Here is a 17,428-nt window from a genome sequence, read left to right as displayed (position 1 = left end):
TGAAATTGATACCAATTAAATATTTCCGTATTGCATTTCAAGTAAAATATCCGCTTTATCCGACTGGCTGGCAGGCATGCACCCCCACACCGACATCGTTCCGCTGCCACCGTACACGCGCCTGTTCGGCCCCGTCACGCAGGCACGCGTCATCCGTTTGTTCGTGGCCTACCTGGCCCTGCTTGGCGCCGGAACGGCATTGCTGTTCCTGGCGCACCAGGACAGCCTGCGCATCTTCGGCATGGGATTGATTTTTCCCGGCGGCGGATTCCTGGCCCATGCCGACATCTGCACCCGAGATGGCATCGGCCACCTGCTGGCTGCCCTGGCTGGCATGGCCGCATTCGGCGTGTCGCTGCTGGTCTGGTTCGGTACCGGCAACATCCTGGCGCCGCCCCTGGCCTGGCTGGGACTGGCCATCGGCGCCGCCACCATGCGCCACGGCGCCCTGCGCTCGTCCACCATCGAGATGGTCTACGCCGGCCTGGCGCTGGCGCTGGGCGCCACTGCCATCGCCATGAGCGCCTGGTTCGCGCTGGCGCGCCGTCAACGGCGGATCGACAATGCCTACCTGGCCAGCCAGTGCGGCCAGTTGGCCGTGATCTTCAACGCCGCCGGCGACGCCGCCGACGCACCCGAGATGTCGCTCGACCACCTCCAGCGCCTGCGCTTTGCGCTCGACCGCGCCCTGCAGCCGCTCGACCAGTTCAACGGCTTCGAGAAAATCGACCAGTTTCAAACCGCCGCCACCCGCTATCAACTGAACTTTTTGGCATACGGCGTGGCGCTGACCCAGGCGCGTTTCACGCCCGCCTTTCGCGGCTACATGCACGCGGCCCAGATCGCGCTGCTCGATAAACAGGCGCAGCACCAGGTCTGGTCGTACTGGGGCCTGGAAAACCTGTGGGGCAACCTGCAAGCCGATCCCGACCCGGTGGCGCGCGAAAACATCATGTACACCGGCTTCGTCGCGCTGCAAATGGCGCTGTTCAGTGCCAGCACGGGACGGCGCGACTTTTCCGAAGCGGGCCGTTTTACCCTCACCCACCCGTCCGGCAAGCGCTACGTGCATGATGCCGGCTCGCTGCTGCGGCGCCTTGAACATGAATACACGGCCTCGCCGTTTTACCTGATCGCGTGCGAACCGAATTGGGTCTACCCGCTGTGCAATACCATCGGCGCCAGCGCGATCATGGCGTTCGACGCCCAGCACCGCGAGCAGCGCTGGGCCGGCCGCGCGCGCGACTTCCGCCACCATCTGGAAGCCGAATTCCTCGACGGTTTCGGGCGCTACGTGCCCTGCAAATCGGCCCGCACCGGCCTGGCCCTGCCAGCCATCGGCGGCGTGATGCCGCTGGCGATGCCCTGCTTTTTCCTCAACACGATCGCGCCCGACCTGGCACGGCGCCAGTGGCTGCTGCTGCGCCGCCAGCTGTTCGGCCGCAACGGCGCGTTGCGCCGCCGCGCCTTCTGGCCTATCGATACCGGCAATTACGGCTTCTCGCGCGCCAGCGCCTACAGCGCCACCGCGCTGGCGGCGGCGGAACTGGGCGACAGCACGGTCTACCGCGCCTGCATGGCGGCGCTGGAAACGGAATGTCCGAGTGTGCTCAAGGATGGCGTGATCCACCGCCGCAAGGCGTCGGTCTGGGCGCATGGCGTGGAACTGATGGCGCGCGCCGGCACCCGCGACGGCTTCCGCCAGCTGATCCAGGCGCCGCCGGCGCTCGCGCGACCCCAGTTGGACAGCCTGGCCTACCCCGGCATCCTGGTCGCCAGCGCCCACGCCGATGGCGATGGCCTGCGCGCCGTGCTGTACGCCGACGGCGTCCACGCCATCGGCCTGAGCGGCCTGCGGCCGAACGCGCACTACCTTGCCAACGACATCGCGATGACGGCCGACGCCAGCGGCGCTGCACGCTTCAACCTGACCCTGGGCGGGCGCACCAGCCTGCACGTGCGCGCGCAAGGAGGCGGATAATGGCTTGCTGCGTGCTGCTCGCCGCTGTTATCGGTGGCGTCATCGGATTAACATCATGGCTGACCGTGGCTGCACGGCGGCCGGGCCAGGCCCAGGCCTGGCGCTTGATCAACCCTACGGACCAACCATGAACGAGACTAAAAACGTCGGCACGCCGCAGCCATTTTCGCTGGCGGCGCGCTCCAAAAGCTTCGGCTACGCCATCGCGGGCATCGTGTTCATGCTCAAGACCCAGCACAACGCGTGGCTGCACCTGATCGCGAGCGTGACCGTGGCCGGGCTGGCGTTCTATTTCAAGGTCAGCGCGTCCGACTGGCGCTGGCTGGTGGTGGCGATGGTGGCCGTGTGGGTGGCCGAAACCATCAACACGGCGGTCGAGTATGTGTGCGACGTGGTCTCGCCGGGCTATGCGATCGCCGTCAAGCATGCCAAGGACATCGCGGCCGGCGGCGTGCTGATCGCCGCCGTCGGGGCGGTGCTGATCGGCGCGCTCACCTTCTGGCCGTATTGCTGGCGCTAGGCGGCGCGCCGCTTTTACGCCTGGCGCTGGGCGGCGTCGCGCCGCTCGCTGTAGCGGTCGACCAGATAATCGCTGCGCTCGCGCACCAGCAGCGTGAACTTGAACAGCTCTTCCATCACATCGACCACGCGGTCGTAAAACGGCGACGGCTTCATGCGCCCGGCCTCGTCGAACTGCTCGTACGCCTTCGGCACCGACGACTGGTTCGGAATGGTCACCATGCGCATCCAGCGGCCCAGCAGGCGCAGGGTGTTGACGGTATTGAACGACTGCGAGCCGCCCGACACCTGCATCACCGCCAGCGTGCGGCCCTGGGTCGGCCGGGTGGAGCCCACTTCGAGCGGAATCCAGTCGATCTGGTTTTTCATCACGGAGGTGATCGCGCCATGCCGCTCCGGGCTGCACCATACCTGCCCTTCCGACCAGAGCGACAAGGCGCGCAATTCGGCCACCTTGGGATGGGTGGCCGCTTCGCTGTCGGTCACGGGCAGGCCGTGCGGATCGAAAATGCGCACCTCGGCGCCCAGGTGCGCCAGGATGCGCGCCGCTTCTTCGGTGAGGAAGCGGCTGAACGAGCGCTCGCGCAGGGAGCCGTACAGCAGCAGGATGCGCGGCGGATGGTCGAAGCGCACCGGCGCCGCCAGCTTGTCCTGGGTAGGCAGGTCGAACTGCGCTTCGCTCAGGTTGGGTAGGGTCATGTCCATTCAGGCTTCCTTGCGCGGCAGGATGTCGAGTACCAGGTCGCCGGGACGGCACAGGCGCACGCCCAGCGGCGTGACCACGAACGGGCGGTTGATCAGGGTCGGATGGGCCACCATGGCGTCGAGCAGGACGTCGTCGCCAACGGCCGGATCGGCCAGGCCAAGGTCGGCGTATTCCTGTTCCTTGCTGCGCATGGCGTCGCGCACGCCAAGTCCCGCGCGTGCGATCAGCTCCGCCAGCACGGCGCGCGTGGGCGGTTCGGCGAGGTAGTCGACGACATGCGGCTCGGCGCCGCTGGCAAGGATCAGTTCAAGCGCGCGGCGCGAGTTGCTGCAGCGCGCGTTGTGGTAAATGGTGATGGTCATTGAGGTGTCTCGGGAAGGGTCGGAGGAGTGCACGGCGCGCCGCCGCAGCAGTTCTCGGTCAGAAAACCGATCAGCGCGTTCATCGTCGAAAAATCGGCCGCATAGATCACAAAACGCCCGTCCTGGCGCGCCGTGACCAGCGCCGCATGCGTCAGTTCCTTGAGATGGAACGACAGCGACGATGGCGCGATGCCCAGTTGCGTGGCGATATGGCTGGCAGCCACGCCAGCTGGCCCCGCCCGCACCAGCAGGCGAAACACCGCCAGGCGCGATTCCTGCGCCACGGCGCTCAGTGCAGACAAGGCCTGCTTGGTATCCATGAGAGGTATTCTATTGATTCGATAATTCAATAATAATCGAATAGTCAACCTGGCGCAAGCGGCCGCACCGCCCGGATCCGGTCAGGCATCGAGCAAGCCTTGTTCGCGGATAAAAGCCACCACCGCCTCCACGCCTTCGCCGCTGCGCAGGTTGGTGAAAATGAAGGGACGCTCGCCACGCTGGCGTTTCGCATCCTGCGCCATGATGTCGAGATTGGCTCCCACGTGTGGCGCCAGGTCGGTCTTGTTGATGATCAGCAGATCCGAACGGGTGATGCCCGGCCCGCCCTTGCGCGGTATCTTTTCGCCGCCGGCCACGTCGATCACGTACAGGGTCAGGTCCGACAGTTCGGGGCTGAAGGTGGCCGCCAGGTTGTCGCCGCCCGACTCGATCAGGATCAGGTCCAGGTCGGGAAAATCGGCCTGCATGCGCGCGATGGCTTCCAGGTTGATCGAGGCGTCCTCGCGGATCGCGGTGTGCGGACAGCCGCCGGTTTCCACGCCCATCAGGCGCTCGGCCGGCAGCGCGCCGGCGCGCAGCAGGATCTCCATGTCTTCGCGGGTGTAGATGTCGTTGGTGATGACCGCCATGTCGAACTGGTCGCGCATGCTTTTGCAAAGCATTTCGCACAGTGCCGTCTTGCCGGAACCAACCGGGCCGCCAATGCCGACCCGCAGGGGATTTGATGTCATGCCGTCTCTCTCTTCCTTGAAAATCATGATCGGTACAATCTGCCGTGCTGCGCTTCGTGCCGCATCGACAGCATGGACAGGCCGGGCGACCAGTTCGACATGGCGTCGTCGCCCAGCGTTTGCGCGCGCCGCGCCGCCTGTTCGATGTGCGGGCGCAGCGACAGCAGCATGCGCTGGCCGGCCACCTGTCCCAGCGGAACCGACTTGACGCACACCAGCACCTGGTTTTCAACCCACGAAAACAGCATCGCCAGCAGCGCTTCCTCGTGCGGGATGCCGAGCGCGTCGACCGCGCAGGCAAAGGCAGTCGGCAGCGCCACCTCCGGGCCGAGCGCCGCCACTTCGGCCACCCCCAACTCAGCGATCAGGCGCGTGAGCGAATAGCCCATCTGGACGGTTTCGGCGCGGAACTCCGCGCTGTCGCGCGAGGCCAGGAAGCGCTCGCTCCACAGCGCCACCGAGGCGTCGTCATGCGCCTCGAAGGCCTTGAGCAGGCGCCAGAACAGGGGCGCATCCCACTGCGCGACGACCTCGTCGAGGTGGCGCGCGATCCATGCGCGGGCGCTGTCGGCGTCCGTGACCAGGCCCGCCTCCAGCGCCGCTTCCAGGCCTTGCGAATAGCTGTAGCCGCCAATCGGCAGCGCCGGGCTGGCAAACTGCAGCAGGTGCAGCAGCGCGCCGGCGTTCATGCCGGCGCCGGATCGCTGGGCCGGTGTATCTTCTGGCGCAGCGGGACCGGCGCCAGCAGATGGCCCTCATGGCCGTGGCTGTGCCCTCCCCCCGCATACGCGCCCGCCTCCGGCTCGAACGGCGCGTTCTCCTGCACCACGCGCGCGCCCAGGCCCTCGGCCATCTCCCTGAGCACCGGGTCGACCCGGATGCGCAGGAAGCCGTCGCCGATCTGCGCCTGCGTATGCCGGTTCCCCAGATGGAAAGCGCAGCGCGCCATGATCAGGGGCGTGTCGCAATGGACCACGTAGGTCGGCTCGCTGGCGGCGACCACGCGCACCACGCGCTGTTCGGCGCCGGTCAGCAGTTCGCCGTCGCGCAGCACCGTGCCGCGCACCATGAACAGTGCCACTTCCTCGCCGGATGCGAGGCGCGCGCGCAGGCGGCACTTTTCGCGCTGGTCGTAGGCCAGCACCAGTTCATCGTCGACGCGCCCGGCGTGCGCCAGCTTGGTGTGCAATGTCATCATCGTAAAGCCTCTCAGAACAGGAAATAGCGCTGCGCCATCGGCAGCACGGCCGCCGCCTCGCAGACCAGCAACTGGCCGTCGGCGCGCACTTCATAGGTTTCAGGATCGACTTCCATGTGCGGCGTGGCGCCGTTGTGGATCATGTCGCGTTTGCGCAGGTGGCGCATGCCGTGTACGGGAATAAGCGTTTTGGTCAACCCGAGTTGCGCGCCGATGCCGGCGTCGTAGGCGGCCTGGGAGACGAAGGTGAACGATTTTTTCAGGCCGCCGCCAAAGGCGCCGAACATCATGCGGTAGTGCACCGGCTGCGGCGTGGGAATCGAGGCATTCGGGTCGCCCATCTGGGCCGCCGCGATCATGCCGCCCTTGAGGATCAGCGAGGGCTTGACGCCGAAGAAGGCCGGCTTCCACAGCACGATGTCGGCGATCTTGCCCGCTTCCAGCGAGCCGACCGCGTGCGACACGCCGTGCGTGATGGCCGGGTTGATGGTGTACTTGGCGATGTAGCGCTTGACGCGGAAATTGTCGCTGCGCGCCGAATCCGGTGCGAGCGCCCCGCGCTGCAGCTTCATCTTGTGGGCGGTCTGCCAGGTGCGCATGATCACCTCGCCCACCCGGCCCATGGCCTGCGAGTCGGATGACATCATCGAAATCGCGCCCAGGTCGTGCAGGATATCCTCGGCGGCTATCGTCTCGCGCCGGATGCGCGACTCGGCGAACGCCACGTCTTCCGCAATGGCCGGGTCGAGGTGGTGGCATACCATCAGCATGTCGAGGTGCTCGTCGAGCGTGTTGACGGTGAATGGGCGGGTCGGATTGGTCGACGACGGCAGCACGTTGTCCTGCCCGACGGCGGCGATGATGTCCGGCGCATGGCCGCCGCCCGCGCCTTCGGTATGGAAGGTGTGGATGGTGCGGTCCTTGAAGGCGGCCAGCGTGGTTTCCAGGAAGCCGCCTTCATTGAGCGTATCGGAATGCAGCGCCACCTGCACATCCATGCGCTCGGCCACCGCCAGGCAATTGTCGATGGCGGCCGGGGTGCTGCCCCAGTCTTCGTGCAGTTTCAGGCCGATGGCGCCGGCCAGCACCTGTTCTTCCAGCGGTCCTGGCAGGCTCACGTTGCCCTTGCCCATGAAGCCCAGGTTCATCGGAAAGGCGTCGGCGGCCCCCAGCATCGCATGCAAGTGCCACGGACCGGGCGTGCAGGTGGTGGCCGCGGTGCCAGTCGCCGGCCCCGTGCCGCCGCCGATCATGGTGGTGATCCCGCTCATCAAGGCTTCTTCGATCTGCTGCGGGCAGATGAAGTGAATGTGCGTGTCGACCCCGCCGGCGGTGACGATCATGCCTTCGCCGGCGATGATTTCAGTGGCGCCGCCAATGGCCATGGTCACGCCGGGCTGCACATCCGGGTTGCCGGCCTTGCCGATAGCGGCGATCAGGCCGTTTTTCAGGCCGATATCGGCCTTGACGATGCCCCAGTGGTCGACGATGACGGCGTTGGTGATGACGGTATCCATCACGCCGGCGTGCAGCCGCTGCGACTGGCCCATGCCATCGCGGATGGTTTTACCGCCGCCAAACTTGACCTCCTCTCCATACATGGCGTAATCGCGTTCGATCTCGATGAACAGGTCGGTGTCGGCAAGGCGGATGCGGTCGCCCGTGGTGGGGCCGAACATGTCGGCGTAGGCGCGGCGGCTGATCGAGGGCATGCTAGTTGCCTCCGTGCGGCGGCAGTTCGCCCATCACCAGGCCGTTGAAGCCGAATACCATGCGCGCGCCGCCCAGTGCCACCAGTTCCACGGTGCGCTGCTGGCCGGGCTCGAAACGCACGGCGGTACCGGAGGCGATATTGAGGCGCATGCCGATCGCCGCGCTGCGCGCGAGCCGCAGCGCGGTATTGACCTCGAAAAAGTGGAAGTGCGAGCCGACCTGGATCGGCCGGTCGCCGCTGTTTGCCACCACCACGGTGCGGGTGGCGCGGCCGGCGTTGATTTCAATGTCGCCATCGGCCAGCAGGTATTCGCCGGGTATCATGCTCATGTCGGCCCTCAGGGAATGGGGTTGTGGACGGTCACGAGCTTGCTGCCGTCCGGGAAAGTCGCCTCGACCTGGATATCCGGGATCATCTCGGCGATGCCCTCCATGACGTCGGCGCGGGTCAGGATGGCGGCGCCCTCGGACATCAGCTGCGCCACGGTCTTGCCGTCGCGCGCGCCCTCCATGATGGCCGCGCTGATCAGGGCCACCGCTTCCGGGTAATTGAGTTTGAGGCCGCGCGCCATGCGCCGTTCGGCCAGCAAGGCGGCGGTGAAGATCAGCAGCTTGTCTTTTTCGCGCGGGGTCAGGTCCATGGATCGTGCTCTCTTGTCTAGGTATTCCAGATGCGCGGCAGCGGCGCGGCGCACCCGAGCAGGTGCGGGCGCAATAACTGCCACACGCTGAAGATGGCGCGGCGCGCGCTTTCGCTGTCGTTGCCCAGGTAGCGCGCCACGAACACCGATTTGATTTGCGTGATGGCTAGCGCCGGATCGAGCGCGCGCATGGCGTCGATCAGCGCGCCGCCGGCCGGCTTGCCCACGCCGACCAGGGTGGCGCAGACGCTGGCGCCGTTCAGGCCCAGGGGGCTGTGCATGGCCGCGCTGCCGCCGTGCAGCGCGCCCTGCTCCCACCACAGCAGCTTGCCGCCACGGCGGATCTGCGTGTGCTGGCTGATGGTGCCGCTGTCGAAGGTCTCGCCCGAGGCGCGCCGGCCGAAACACAGGATGTCGCAGCCGATGTAGCTGGCGTCGGCCGCCAGCTCGACCCGCTGTTCCAGCGCCACGTGGGCGCCGTTGAAGAAAATCGCTTCCTGCGGCATCCATTCGACCGCCGCAGCGGCGCCGGCGTCGATCAGCACCTCCTGGCGCGAGACCTTGCCGTTGGCGCGATACCATTTGGCGGCGCCGGGCGAGGTGAGAAAAGCATGGGTCGCGGCACCCGCGCCGATGCCGACCGACAGCCGGTCGCCCCCAACCACGCCGCCGGGCGGATGCACGATGATGGCGTGGCAAATGCGCGGGCCTTCCGGATACAGCGGTTTTTGCACGCGCAGCGGCCCGCTGTGGACACGCTCCATCAGGCGCGTGGTGCCGGCGTCGCCGGCAAAGCGCAGCCGCAGGCTGGCCTGCCATGCAGTGTGGGTAGAATCGGTCTGGTGGCAATCTCGCATACCTGTCGAAAGAGCAGGATGCGTGCCAGCGCGCGGGGCACGCTCGCGGTGCGGCGCGCCCGCGAGCGGTGATCAGGCGCACCGCCACGGCGCATACGCACCGGATTGGTGCGTGCGGCGTGTAATCAGAACTTGACGGCCATCGACACCGACACCACATCGCGGTCGACCTGGGTGTTGTAGACGCCACCCCACACCGGCAGGTACGCCACCTCGGCCACGTAGCGCTTGAACAATTCCATGCGCAGGCCCACGTTCATGGTGCGGCGGCCCTCGTTGAGAAGAAAATCGTACGACCATCCCTTCACTTCATGCTGCAGCTGCGCCCATGCGTGCAGGTTCAGCCCTTTCACCACCTGCGCCATGCGCGCATCCACCCGCACCCGGTAGGCATGGGCGCTTGGGTTCACATAGCCGTCGGCGCTGCACTGGCGGGCGGCGTCGCTGCTGGTGACCGGGCAGGCGCCGTTGACGGGGCCATTGCCATACTGGTCGGCGCGGCCGTAGCGGCGCACCGACCGATCGGGCAGTCCGGCCACGCGCTTGAGCACCACTTCGCCCAGCGTACTGAAGGCAATCCCGGCCAGCAGCGGCCAGTCCTGCTGCACGCCGGCCTGCAACTGGTAGGTGCGATAGCGGTCGTAGGCGTGATACAGCGCGCCTGGCGCGAGCGCGTCGACGTCCTTGCGCAGCAAGGTGACCACAGCGGGATTGACAAAGGCCGGCAAGGCATCCCCGGGCGGTAGCTGGATCGGCTGCTTGGGGCGGTAGGTCAGCTCCCCGAACAGGCTGCCGTGCGCGCGCCGGTGCGCGAGCGTCAGCGACGTCATGGCGATGCCGCCCACGTACTCGGTGAAGTAGCGCATGTTCTTGCCATCCGGGTCGCCCGCGATCAAGCCGGCGCCGGTCCGCTGCGCCTTGCGCGCGCCCGGCAGCGGGCTGCGGTTGGTATAGCGCGCATGGTACAGGCCCACGTCAAGGGCCAGCGGCACCGACTTCCAGGTCAAGGCGGCGCCGTACTGGCCATCGTCGGCAGGGGCCGGATCGTCCATGCGCTTGACGAACGCGCCGCGCGCCAGGCGCGCCCGGTCGCTAATCGGCATCGGCCCGGCGAGGGCATGGTCGCAGCCTTGCGCAACGTAGTCGGTACTAGCCCAGAAGGTACCGCACAGGTCCACCGCCGATGGCCGGAAGCGGGTCTGGTAAAAGCCTTCGACCCCGACACCGTTGTCCGCCTCGGCGCGCGCGAACAGCATGGGCGCCGGCACCAGGGCTTCCTGCGGCACGGCGTCGGGGCGGCGCCGGGCCGGGAAGTCGACCGCGTTGATCGCGGAGAGGCCACCGGGAAAACCGCTGCGTTCACCCCACGCGAGCGACTGCTGTCCAAGACGCCCGAGCACGCGCACGCCATCGGCCTGCACGCTGTGCTGGACAAAAACGTCGCCCAGCGCCACGCCCGAAAAGCGCGACAGGCGCGCGCCGCCGGCATCGTCGAGCGGCTGCCCGGCGGTGTAGCCGTTGATGCTGTTGCCCCAGGCGCGCGGATGGCCGCTCAGGGCGAAATCGTGCCAGGCCTTGAGCCGCAGCAGCGCACTGAATCCGCCCTCGCGCGCCGTCAGGTCGAGATAGCCCTTGAGCGCGCGCGAGACGGCATCGCCGCGCCGGAAGTTCAGGTTGGCATCGTCGCTGTTCTGGCCCCCGCTGGCGACCCCGGACAGGCCCACCGCCGACGCGTTGTACGGAGCCAGCAAGTGCGGCGCCGACTCCTCGGTGCGGAAGCTGGCGCCGAAGCCGATCCGCCCGCTCGCCTGAGTCTCGAGCGCGCAGGCCGGCGTTCCGGCCAGCGCGGCAAGGGTGAAAACGGCGTGCAAAGGCCGACGCCTGGTTCGATGCATGTGGGGTGCCTGTGAAGTTGCGGGGCTTGCGCCAGAATACTTACTTTTAGTTACAATTAAAATTTACCACGGGTCATCGCTGCTTGTCACGGATGCTCAAGTACCCCAGACATCGGCCTCGGTGAAGCCCAGTTCCGCGAAGTCCGGCGCCCGGTCTTCGCTCTCGCCACGGCTGAAGAATTCATCGAGCTGCGGCGGCTCGACGCCGGTCCCGGCGAGCATGGCGTGAACCTGGCCACGGTGGTGGATCTGGTGCTGGAACAGGTGCGCCAGCAGGCGCGCGGGCGTGTCGAGTTTGAGCCCGTCGTCGCGCAGGATGCCGACGTCGCGCGCGAGGGTGGCCTCGTCGAGCTGGAGGCAATAGGCGATCAGGCGCTGGTCGCACAGTCTTTGCGCGGCCCACAATGCGGCGCAGGTGGCAAACGGTTCTTCCGGCTCGAAGAAAGCCTCGCAGTAATCGGGATGGGGCTCGTCGCCGCGCGCCGCGCGTTCGATGGCGTCGATATAAAACCAATCGACCGTCAGGTTGTGATTAAGCGTCATTTTGATCGACGGAAAAAAGCTGGTGCGCGTGGCCAGTTCAAACTGCGCCTGCGACAGTTCGGCGCAGGCGCGCAGCAGGCGGTGATTGGCCCAGGCATTGTTGTAGGCCTGGGCGATCAGGTAGCGCAAGAATTGGTTCATGATTTGACCATAGCTGGTGGAAGTGGAAGACGGGGGATGCGATCAGGCGGGTGCGCCGTACAGGACCTCGGCGCGCTGGAACAGGATCCATGAGGTGGCAATGTATTTGTCGCCGCTGCGCGCCACGTGGCCCTTGTGCGAATGGGTGAAGCCGGCCGGCGCGATGATCAGGCGCCCCTGGCGCGCGTCGATCTTGCGCTTCTGGTAGTAAAACTCCGTCTCGCCACCCTCTTCCACGTCGTTCAGGTAGAACTGGAACAGCAATGCGCGGTGCAGGCTCTCGCAGCTGGCGTTCTGCGGATAGATCTCGGAATGCCAGTGATGGTAGCCGCCGCTGGCACGCACGTATTTTTGCACGTTGATCTGGCCGGCGCGGTACATCATGCGCATCAGCTCATCGATGTGGGCGGTGCCGCACTCGTCGAAATTCTCCGGCGACAGCACCACCGGTTCGCCGGTCTCCGGATGGATCACCTGCGGCGACAGTGCGCCGATCAGCATCATGCGGTACTTGTTCATGTAGGCGCACAGATGCTCGCGCACCGCCTGTAACATGATGCCCGCCACGTCCTGCCATTCCTCGTGCGCGGAGATGGTCAGGTCGTAGCTGTCCTTCCTGGCCGTGTCGACGCCGTTGCCGGTCTTGCCGCGCGCGACCTTGCCACTGGCGTCGAAGCGCGCCATGATTGCCGCGCACTGTTCGCTGCTCAAGGCATTGTCGTAAATCTCGATGAAGTCGTCCAACGTCGGTCTCCGGATCTGGTTTTTCTGATACCGGCATAGTACACAAGGCGCGCCGCCGGGTCACTAGCCGGCTTGCACGGCGACGTTCCAATTCAGTCCGTACGGCAGGGTACGTGGGCCGAAGACGAAGTGCAGCACCCGGCGCCGGCTCTGCCCGAGCGCCTTGGACGACGCATGCAGCAGCAGCGGGCGCATCACCAGCGCCCCACCGATACCGGCGATGCAGGCCACGGCCGGGGTGACAGCGCGCGCGGCCGCCACGCCGGCCGGTGCGATCACGCCCGCGCGGTGCGACCCCGGCACCACGACCAGCGGGCCGTCATCGGGGCCGCACGGGTCCAGGTGCAGGCGCACGGCCACCAGTTCTTCCAGCAGCGCCGGCGGCGCCTGTACGAACATGGCGCCTTCCTTGAGCGACCAGCCGCGCAAGGCGGGTGCGTCGACCCGCGCCGCCACCGGAATGCTCAGGTCCTGGTGCATCGGCACCAGCCAGTTGCGGCCCGCCGATTTTTCAAAGTAGGTGCACTGCACCGCCAGCGCATCGGGGGCCAGGCAGGCACCCAGCGCGGGATCGGCGCGCAGGCGCGCGGCCAGCGCAGCGCACCACGGCTGCGACAGCAGGCAGCGCGTGCCGCCCGACGCCGCGGTGGCCGGCTGAATTAGTTCGCCCAGCTGCGCGCAGTCGGCCGCCGACAGCACGGCGGGCACCAGTGCGTAGCCGTGCCGGTCGAAGTGCGCCTTCATTTGAGCGCCAGTGCGTCCGACGCCATCGCCGCGCTCAGGAAAATCCTGCCATTCATCGCGCCAATCAAGTCGCTCGCTTTCAGGCGGTCCATCACCGGCCCCTTGACTTCGGCCAGATGCAGGCCGATGCCACGCTGGCGCAGCGCCAGATTCAGTTCGCCCAGGCCGAACAGGGCCGAGGTATCGATCGAGCTGACCGCCGTCATCACCAGCACCAGGTGGCGGGTGGCGGGATGCAGCGCCAGTTCTTCCTCGATGCGCGCGTTGACCGCTTCCACATTGCCGAAAAAGAGATTGGCGTCGATGCGCAGCATCAGCACGTCGGGCACGGTGCAGGCGGGATAGCGTTCGATATTGCGGAAATGCTCGGTGCCGGCGATCCGCCCCAGAACCGCGATATGCGGGCGGCTGGCGCGCCAGATCAGGGTGCCGAGCGAAAGCAGCACGCCCAGAACGACGCCATAGTCCACACCCAGCGCGATCACCCCGCCCGCCGTCGCCAGCAGGGCCAGCGCGTCGCCGCGATCGTAGCGCCACGCGGTACGCAGGGTGTCCAGTTCCAGCATGCCCAGTACCGCGACGATGATGGTGGCCGCCAGCGCGGGCAGCGGCAGCAGCGCCAGCCAGCCGGTCGGCGCGACCAGCGCCAGTGCCAGCAGCACGCCGGTGATGATGCTCGCCAGCGGCGTGTTGGCGCCGGCGGCGAAATTCACCCCTGAACGCGACAGGCTGCCGGTGACCGGCAAGCCGCCGGTGAGCGCGCTGCCGATGTTGGCCACGCCCAGGCCGATCAGCTCCATATTACTTTGCAGTTTTTCCTGGCGCTTGAGGGCGAGCGTTTGGGCGGCCGACATCCCCAGCAAAAAGATCATGAAGCCGATCAGCAGGGCCGGTTGCAGCAGCGCGCGCCAGTGGGCGCCGGAGGTGGCCAGGTTCAGGCCAGGCAGGCCGGAGGCGACTTCGCCGGTGCATTGCACGCCCAGCGCCGGCAAGTCCATGACGGCCGACAGCAGCGTGGCGCCGAGCACCACCAGCATGGGAGCGAGGCGCGCGCCGATATCGGCCGCGCTGGCCGGCAAGCCGGCGCGGCGCAGCAGCGCAGCGAGGTAGTATTTTGCAAGCAGCAGCAAGGCAATCGCCCCGCCGCCCAGCATGGCGCTCGGCACGTGCACCAGCGGCAGCGCGCCTCCGGCCAGCACCTTCAACTGGCCAAAGGCGATCACGATGGCGGCGCCGATGGTGAAGCCGCTCATGACCGGACGCGAGAAAAAATTGGCCACGTAGCCGAGCCGCAGCAGGCCGCACAGCAGCAGCACCGCGCCGGAAGCGAGTGCCAGTTGGGCGGCGAGCACGATATACAGGCCGGAGCCGGGTGCGGCGAGCGGCGCCAGGGCGGCCGCCGTCATGAGCGAAATGATCGCCATCGGGCCGACCGACTGGGTCATGCTCGATCCGAACAGAGCGTACAGAATGGGAGGGAGAATGCTGGCGTAGATGCCGGCCACGGGCGGCAGGCCGGCCACCAGGGCGTACGCCATCCCCTGCGGGATCATCATGAGGGCGACGACGATGCCGGCGCTGATATCACCGGGCAGCGACACGCGCTGGTAGTTTCTTAACCAATGCAGCATGCCCACTTGATCTGTCTATCCTTTGCGCCGGTGATGGCGGATTATACCCTCCGTCGCGCGCGCGCGTTCGTTGCTCCGGGAGCGACGGTGGCTGCGGGAGCGACGGGAAGGCGACGGAGCTTACGACATCGCCAGCTCCACGCAGTTGCGTCCCGCGCGCTTGGCGCGGCCCAGCGCCGCGTCGACCCGCTGCATCAGCGCATCGGCGCTTTCCTGGTCCGCCAGTTGGCCCACGCCGAGCGAAATGGTGAGTCGGTCGCAGCCCGCGATATCGGTCTGCGCCACCGCCACGCGGATCTTTTCAGCGATCTTGAGCGCGTCGATCGCACTGGTATGCGGCACGATGATCAAAAACTCTTCGCCACCCGAGCGTATCAGCACATCGCTGGCACGCAGCACCGACTGGGTCACTTCCGCCACCGTGCGCAGCGCGGCGTCGCCCACCGGATGGCCGAACTGGTCGTTGATGGCCTTGAAGCGGTCGATGTCGAAACCGATCAGCGCCACCGGCACCTTGTAGCGGCGGGCGCGCTTGATTTCGAGTTCGAGCAGGTGCTCGCCGTGGCGCCGGTTGGCCACCCCGGTCAGCGCATCGACCGTAGCCAAATGCGTCACGCGCCCCAGCAAGGCTTCGTTCTCGCGGCTCATCGCGGCCATGCGCAGGCCGAAACCGGCCAGCTGCGCAAGCGCCATGAACGAATCGAGTTCCGCGCAGCTGAACTGGCGCGCGCGCCCGAACATCAGGCACAGCGACCCGGCCAGCGCGCTCCCCGGCGCAGCCCCCAGCGGCAGCCCGATGACCATCTCGACGCCCTTGTCGACCAGGGACAGTGCCAGTTCCGGCTCGCCCGCCTTGGCCGGCGCGTCGAGCAGGGCCATCTCGTTGCTGCACGCGGCGACCAGGCCCGGAAAGGCATGCCGCAGCGGCGATTGCAGCAGCCTGTCGCTGCGGTGAAGCACGCGCGCCAGATTCAGGCCGGTGGGCGAATACTGCGCTTCAAGCTGCAGGTCGCCCGGTACGTCCATGCGAAACAGCGAGGCGTGCACGGCGCCGGGAACATCGCACAGCGCCACGCAAATCTGCTCGGCCACGTTGGTGATGTCGTCCACATCAAGCAGCGCCTGCTGCATGCGGGTGCGCAGCGCCAGCAGCGCGCGCAGGTCGTCGGCGGGCGTGCCGGAGGTGGTGGGCGTGTCCAGTTGCGCCGTGATCGCGACGCGCAGGTCGGTATCGTCGAGCGGCGCGATGGCGTAGGCCAGCGGACCGGCTTTCATCAGCGCGGGCAGCCAGCCGGCGCTGATGAAGGGGCATAGCAGCAGCACCGGCGCACCGGCGCGGCGCGCGATCAGTTCGGCGATCGCGTCAAGATCGAAGCTGCTGTCGAACCGTTCGAGATCGATGATGAGCAGGTCGACCCGCTCCTGCCCCAGCAGGAGCGTGGCCTGCTCGGTGCCGTCGGCGATGAACAGGCGCGCGAACATGTCGGCGTACATGCCCTGGAAATCGACTCGACGCTGTCCTACCGGATTCAGAAAAAGTCCAATCTGCTGCGCCATCGGGTCTCCTTGAGCACGAAATCATGCGGGATAAATACGCAGTGGCAACATACCTTGCGTCTGCCCGCCTCACAGTTTGCCATAAAGCACCAAAGCGGCAAACATCAACGCGTGCGCAGTGTGCGCGGGCGCACCGTCAGCCCTGCGCCCCGGTCGGATACTGCCTGTTTGAAGGGAGCAAGCACCATGGCAAATACGGATCAGAACGGACTGAATTCACAAGTCGAGGCGGTCGCCGACAAGCAGCGCGCGATCCAGGGCAGGCAGGATCAGAAAGACGCCTCGGCCAGCAAGGAAGAAAGCAAGGAAGCGGTGCAGACCGGCGGTCCGGTGCAGCCGGCGCCGCCGCTGCCGTCGCAGCACCTGGTCAAGCCGGGCATCGAAGCGTCGATGGAACTCAAACCGCGCTTCATGGCCGAAGGCTACAAGGGCAGCGGCAAGCTACTAGGGCAAACCGCCATCATCACCGGCGGCGACTCGGGCATCGGACGCGCAGTGGCCGTGCTGTTCGCGCGCGAAGGCGCCGACGTGGCCATTTTTTACCTGAACGAGCATGAAGACGCGGAAGAAACCAAGCGCTGCATCGAGGCCGAAGGCCGGCGCTGCGTCATGGTGGCGGGCGATGTCAAGGACATGGCATTCTGCAAGGAGGCCGTCGACAAGGTCGTCGCGCAATTCGGGCGCCTCGATGTGCTGGTCAATAACGCGGCCTTCCAGGAACATGCGGCGTCGCTGCTGGACCTGACCGAAGAGCGCTTCGACGAAACCATGCGCACGAATATATACGGCTACTTCCACATGGCCAAAGCCGCCCTGCCCCATCTGAAGCGCGGCGCGGCCATCATCAATACCGGCTCGGTCACCGGCTTGCAGGGTTCGGGCAAGCTGCTCGATTACTCGGCCACCAAGGGCGCGATCCACGCGTTCACGATGTCGCTGGCATCCAATCTGCTGGAACAGGGCATCCGCGTGAATGCGGTTGCGCCGGGGCCGGTATGGACGCCGCTTAATCCGGCCGACCAGCCGCCCGGGAAGATCGCCAAATTTGGGCAGGACACCGACATGCACCGTCCGGCGCAGCCGGAGGAGCTGTCGCCGGCGTATGTGTTCCTTGCCTCGGCGGTGTGTTCGAGCTATATCACCGGCATCGTGTTGCCGGTCACAGGCAGCGTAGGCAGCTAGG

The 17,428-nt window shown here is 66.7% G+C and carries 19 protein-coding genes; 3 read left to right on the top strand and 16 right to left on the bottom strand.

Annotated features, from left to right (window positions below; all coding sequences use genetic code 11):
• The first annotated feature begins 76 nt into the window (after positions 1-76).
• Together F2P44_RS21340 and F2P44_RS21335 are read left to right on the top strand one after the other, a co-directional pair.
• On the top strand, positions 77-1,981 hold the full coding sequence (locus F2P44_RS21340) for a linalool dehydratase/isomerase domain-containing protein (protein WP_167089062.1): 1,905 nt from the start codon (positions 77-79) through the stop codon (positions 1,979-1,981).
• Between the two features lie 127 nt (positions 1,982-2,108).
• A complete protein-coding gene (locus F2P44_RS21335) occupies positions 2,109-2,501 on the top strand; it encodes a diacylglycerol kinase family protein (protein WP_167089060.1) in 393 nt (130 codons plus the stop codon).
• A gap of 14 nt (positions 2,502-2,515) precedes the next feature.
• Here F2P44_RS21335 and arsH read toward each other — a convergent pair whose 3' ends face one another.
• The 16 genes from arsH to F2P44_RS21255 all read right to left on the bottom strand — a co-directional run bounded on the left by arsH (position 2,516) and on the right by F2P44_RS21255 (position 16,245).
• Positions 2,516-3,199, bottom strand: coding sequence for an arsenical resistance protein ArsH (arsH, locus tag F2P44_RS21330; RefSeq protein WP_167089109.1), 684 nt, complete (start codon positions 3,197-3,199; stop codon positions 2,516-2,518).
• A gap of 6 nt (positions 3,200-3,205) precedes the next feature.
• A complete protein-coding gene (gene arsC, locus F2P44_RS21325) occupies positions 3,206-3,568 on the bottom strand; it encodes an arsenate reductase (glutaredoxin) (RefSeq protein WP_167089059.1) in 363 nt (120 codons plus the stop codon).
• Positions 3,565-3,888, bottom strand: a complete 324-nt coding sequence (locus F2P44_RS21320; protein WP_167089057.1) for an ArsR/SmtB family transcription factor — start codon at positions 3,886-3,888, stop codon at positions 3,565-3,567. Before F2P44_RS21320 ends, arsC begins: the two co-directional genes overlap by 4 nt.
• A gap of 81 nt (positions 3,889-3,969) precedes the next feature.
• The gene (ureG, locus tag F2P44_RS21315) at positions 3,970-4,581 is read right to left on the bottom strand and encodes an urease accessory protein UreG (RefSeq protein ID WP_167089055.1); all 612 of its coding nucleotides are present in this window, start codon (positions 4,579-4,581) and stop codon (positions 3,970-3,972) included.
• Between the two features lie 23 nt (positions 4,582-4,604).
• Positions 4,605-5,270, bottom strand: a complete 666-nt coding sequence (locus F2P44_RS21310; RefSeq protein ID WP_167089053.1) for an urease accessory protein UreF — start codon at positions 5,268-5,270, stop codon at positions 4,605-4,607.
• Positions 5,267-5,779 (bottom strand): urease accessory protein UreE, encoded by a 513-nt coding sequence (gene ureE, locus F2P44_RS21305; protein WP_167089051.1) that lies wholly within the window; start codon positions 5,777-5,779, stop codon positions 5,267-5,269. Before ureE ends, F2P44_RS21310 begins: the two co-directional genes overlap by 4 nt.
• Before the next feature lie 11 nt (positions 5,780-5,790).
• Complete coding sequence (gene ureC / locus F2P44_RS21300; protein WP_167089049.1) at positions 5,791-7,491, bottom strand: urease subunit alpha; 1,701 nt, start codon at positions 7,489-7,491, stop codon at positions 5,791-5,793.
• A gap of 1 nt (position 7,492) precedes the next feature.
• On the bottom strand, positions 7,493-7,816 hold the full coding sequence (locus F2P44_RS21295; RefSeq protein WP_167089107.1) for an urease subunit beta: 324 nt from the start codon (positions 7,814-7,816) through the stop codon (positions 7,493-7,495).
• A gap of 14 nt (positions 7,817-7,830) precedes the next feature.
• Entirely contained in the window at positions 7,831-8,133 is a 303-nt protein-coding gene (locus F2P44_RS21290) for an urease subunit gamma (RefSeq protein WP_167089047.1), read from the bottom strand.
• A gap of 17 nt (positions 8,134-8,150) precedes the next feature.
• Complete coding sequence (locus F2P44_RS21285; RefSeq protein WP_167089045.1) at positions 8,151-8,990, bottom strand: urease accessory protein UreD; 840 nt, start codon at positions 8,988-8,990, stop codon at positions 8,151-8,153.
• Between the two features lie 125 nt (positions 8,991-9,115).
• On the bottom strand, positions 9,116-10,861 hold the full coding sequence (locus F2P44_RS21280) for a DUF1302 domain-containing protein (protein ID WP_167089043.1): 1,746 nt from the start codon (positions 10,859-10,861) through the stop codon (positions 9,116-9,118).
• Positions 10,862-10,981: 120 nt separating this feature from the next.
• Entirely contained in the window at positions 10,982-11,569 is a 588-nt protein-coding gene (locus tag F2P44_RS21275) for a DinB family protein (RefSeq protein ID WP_167089041.1), read from the bottom strand.
• Between the two features lie 42 nt (positions 11,570-11,611).
• The gene (locus F2P44_RS21270) at positions 11,612-12,313 is read right to left on the bottom strand and encodes a 2OG-Fe(II) oxygenase (protein ID WP_167089039.1); all 702 of its coding nucleotides are present in this window, start codon (positions 12,311-12,313) and stop codon (positions 11,612-11,614) included.
• A gap of 63 nt (positions 12,314-12,376) precedes the next feature.
• Positions 12,377-13,057 (bottom strand): phytanoyl-CoA dioxygenase family protein, encoded by a 681-nt coding sequence (locus F2P44_RS21265; RefSeq protein WP_167089038.1) that lies wholly within the window; start codon positions 13,055-13,057, stop codon positions 12,377-12,379.
• Positions 13,054-14,688 (bottom strand): SulP family inorganic anion transporter, encoded by a 1,635-nt coding sequence (locus F2P44_RS21260; protein ID WP_167089037.1) that lies wholly within the window; start codon positions 14,686-14,688, stop codon positions 13,054-13,056. Before F2P44_RS21260 ends, F2P44_RS21265 begins: the two co-directional genes overlap by 4 nt.
• Positions 14,689-14,808: 120 nt before the next feature.
• Entirely contained in the window at positions 14,809-16,245 is a 1,437-nt protein-coding gene (locus F2P44_RS21255; RefSeq protein ID WP_167089036.1) for a GGDEF domain-containing protein, read from the bottom strand.
• 186 nt (positions 16,246-16,431) lie between these two features.
• On the opposite strand from F2P44_RS21255, the gene F2P44_RS21250 reads away from it, so the two are divergent.
• A complete protein-coding gene (locus F2P44_RS21250; protein ID WP_167089035.1) occupies positions 16,432-17,427 on the top strand; it encodes an SDR family oxidoreductase in 996 nt (331 codons plus the stop codon).
• Position 17,428: the final 1 nt, after the last annotated feature.

Source organism: Massilia frigida, from assembly GCF_011682175.1.
Taxonomy (GTDB): domain Bacteria; phylum Pseudomonadota; class Gammaproteobacteria; order Burkholderiales; family Burkholderiaceae_D; genus Telluria_A; species Telluria_A frigida.
Note: the sequence above shows the minus strand (reverse complement) of the source record. Positions and strands in the feature narration are given on the sequence as shown.

Coding starts and splice junctions, on each gene's coding strand:
- ureE (WP_167089051.1), bottom strand. CDS start 5,779: ATGATGACATTGCACACCAAGCTGGCGCACGCCGGGCGCGTCGACGAT.
- arsH (WP_167089109.1), bottom strand. CDS start 3,199: ATGACCCTACCCAACCTGAGCGAAGCGCAGTTCGACCTGCCTACCCAG.
- F2P44_RS21290 (WP_167089047.1), bottom strand. CDS start 8,133: ATGGACCTGACCCCGCGCGAAAAAGACAAGCTGCTGATCTTCACCGCC.
- ureC (WP_167089049.1), bottom strand. CDS start 7,491: ATGCCCTCGATCAGCCGCCGCGCCTACGCCGACATGTTCGGCCCCACC.
- F2P44_RS21275 (WP_167089041.1), bottom strand. CDS start 11,569: ATGAACCAATTCTTGCGCTACCTGATCGCCCAGGCCTACAACAATGCC.
- F2P44_RS21310 (WP_167089053.1), bottom strand. CDS start 5,270: ATGAACGCCGGCGCGCTGCTGCACCTGCTGCAGTTTGCCAGCCCGGCG.
- F2P44_RS21285 (WP_167089045.1), bottom strand. CDS start 8,990: ATGCGAGATTGCCACCAGACCGATTCTACCCACACTGCATGGCAGGCC.
- F2P44_RS21260 (WP_167089037.1), bottom strand. CDS start 14,688: ATGCTGCATTGGTTAAGAAACTACCAGCGCGTGTCGCTGCCCGGTGAT.
- F2P44_RS21265 (WP_167089038.1), bottom strand. CDS start 13,057: ATGAAGGCGCACTTCGACCGGCACGGCTACGCACTGGTGCCCGCCGTG.
- arsC (WP_167089059.1), bottom strand. CDS start 3,568: ATGACCATCACCATTTACCACAACGCGCGCTGCAGCAACTCGCGCCGC.
- F2P44_RS21295 (WP_167089107.1), bottom strand. CDS start 7,816: ATGATACCCGGCGAATACCTGCTGGCCGATGGCGACATTGAAATCAAC.
- F2P44_RS21255 (WP_167089036.1), bottom strand. CDS start 16,245: ATGGCGCAGCAGATTGGACTTTTTCTGAATCCGGTAGGACAGCGTCGA.
- F2P44_RS21320 (WP_167089057.1), bottom strand. CDS start 3,888: ATGGATACCAAGCAGGCCTTGTCTGCACTGAGCGCCGTGGCGCAGGAA.
- F2P44_RS21335 (WP_167089060.1), top strand. CDS start 2,109: ATGAACGAGACTAAAAACGTCGGCACGCCGCAGCCATTTTCGCTGGCG.
- ureG (WP_167089055.1), bottom strand. CDS start 4,581: ATGACATCAAATCCCCTGCGGGTCGGCATTGGCGGCCCGGTTGGTTCC.
- F2P44_RS21250 (WP_167089035.1), top strand. CDS start 16,432: ATGGCAAATACGGATCAGAACGGACTGAATTCACAAGTCGAGGCGGTC.
- F2P44_RS21340 (WP_167089062.1), top strand. CDS start 77: ATGCACCCCCACACCGACATCGTTCCGCTGCCACCGTACACGCGCCTG.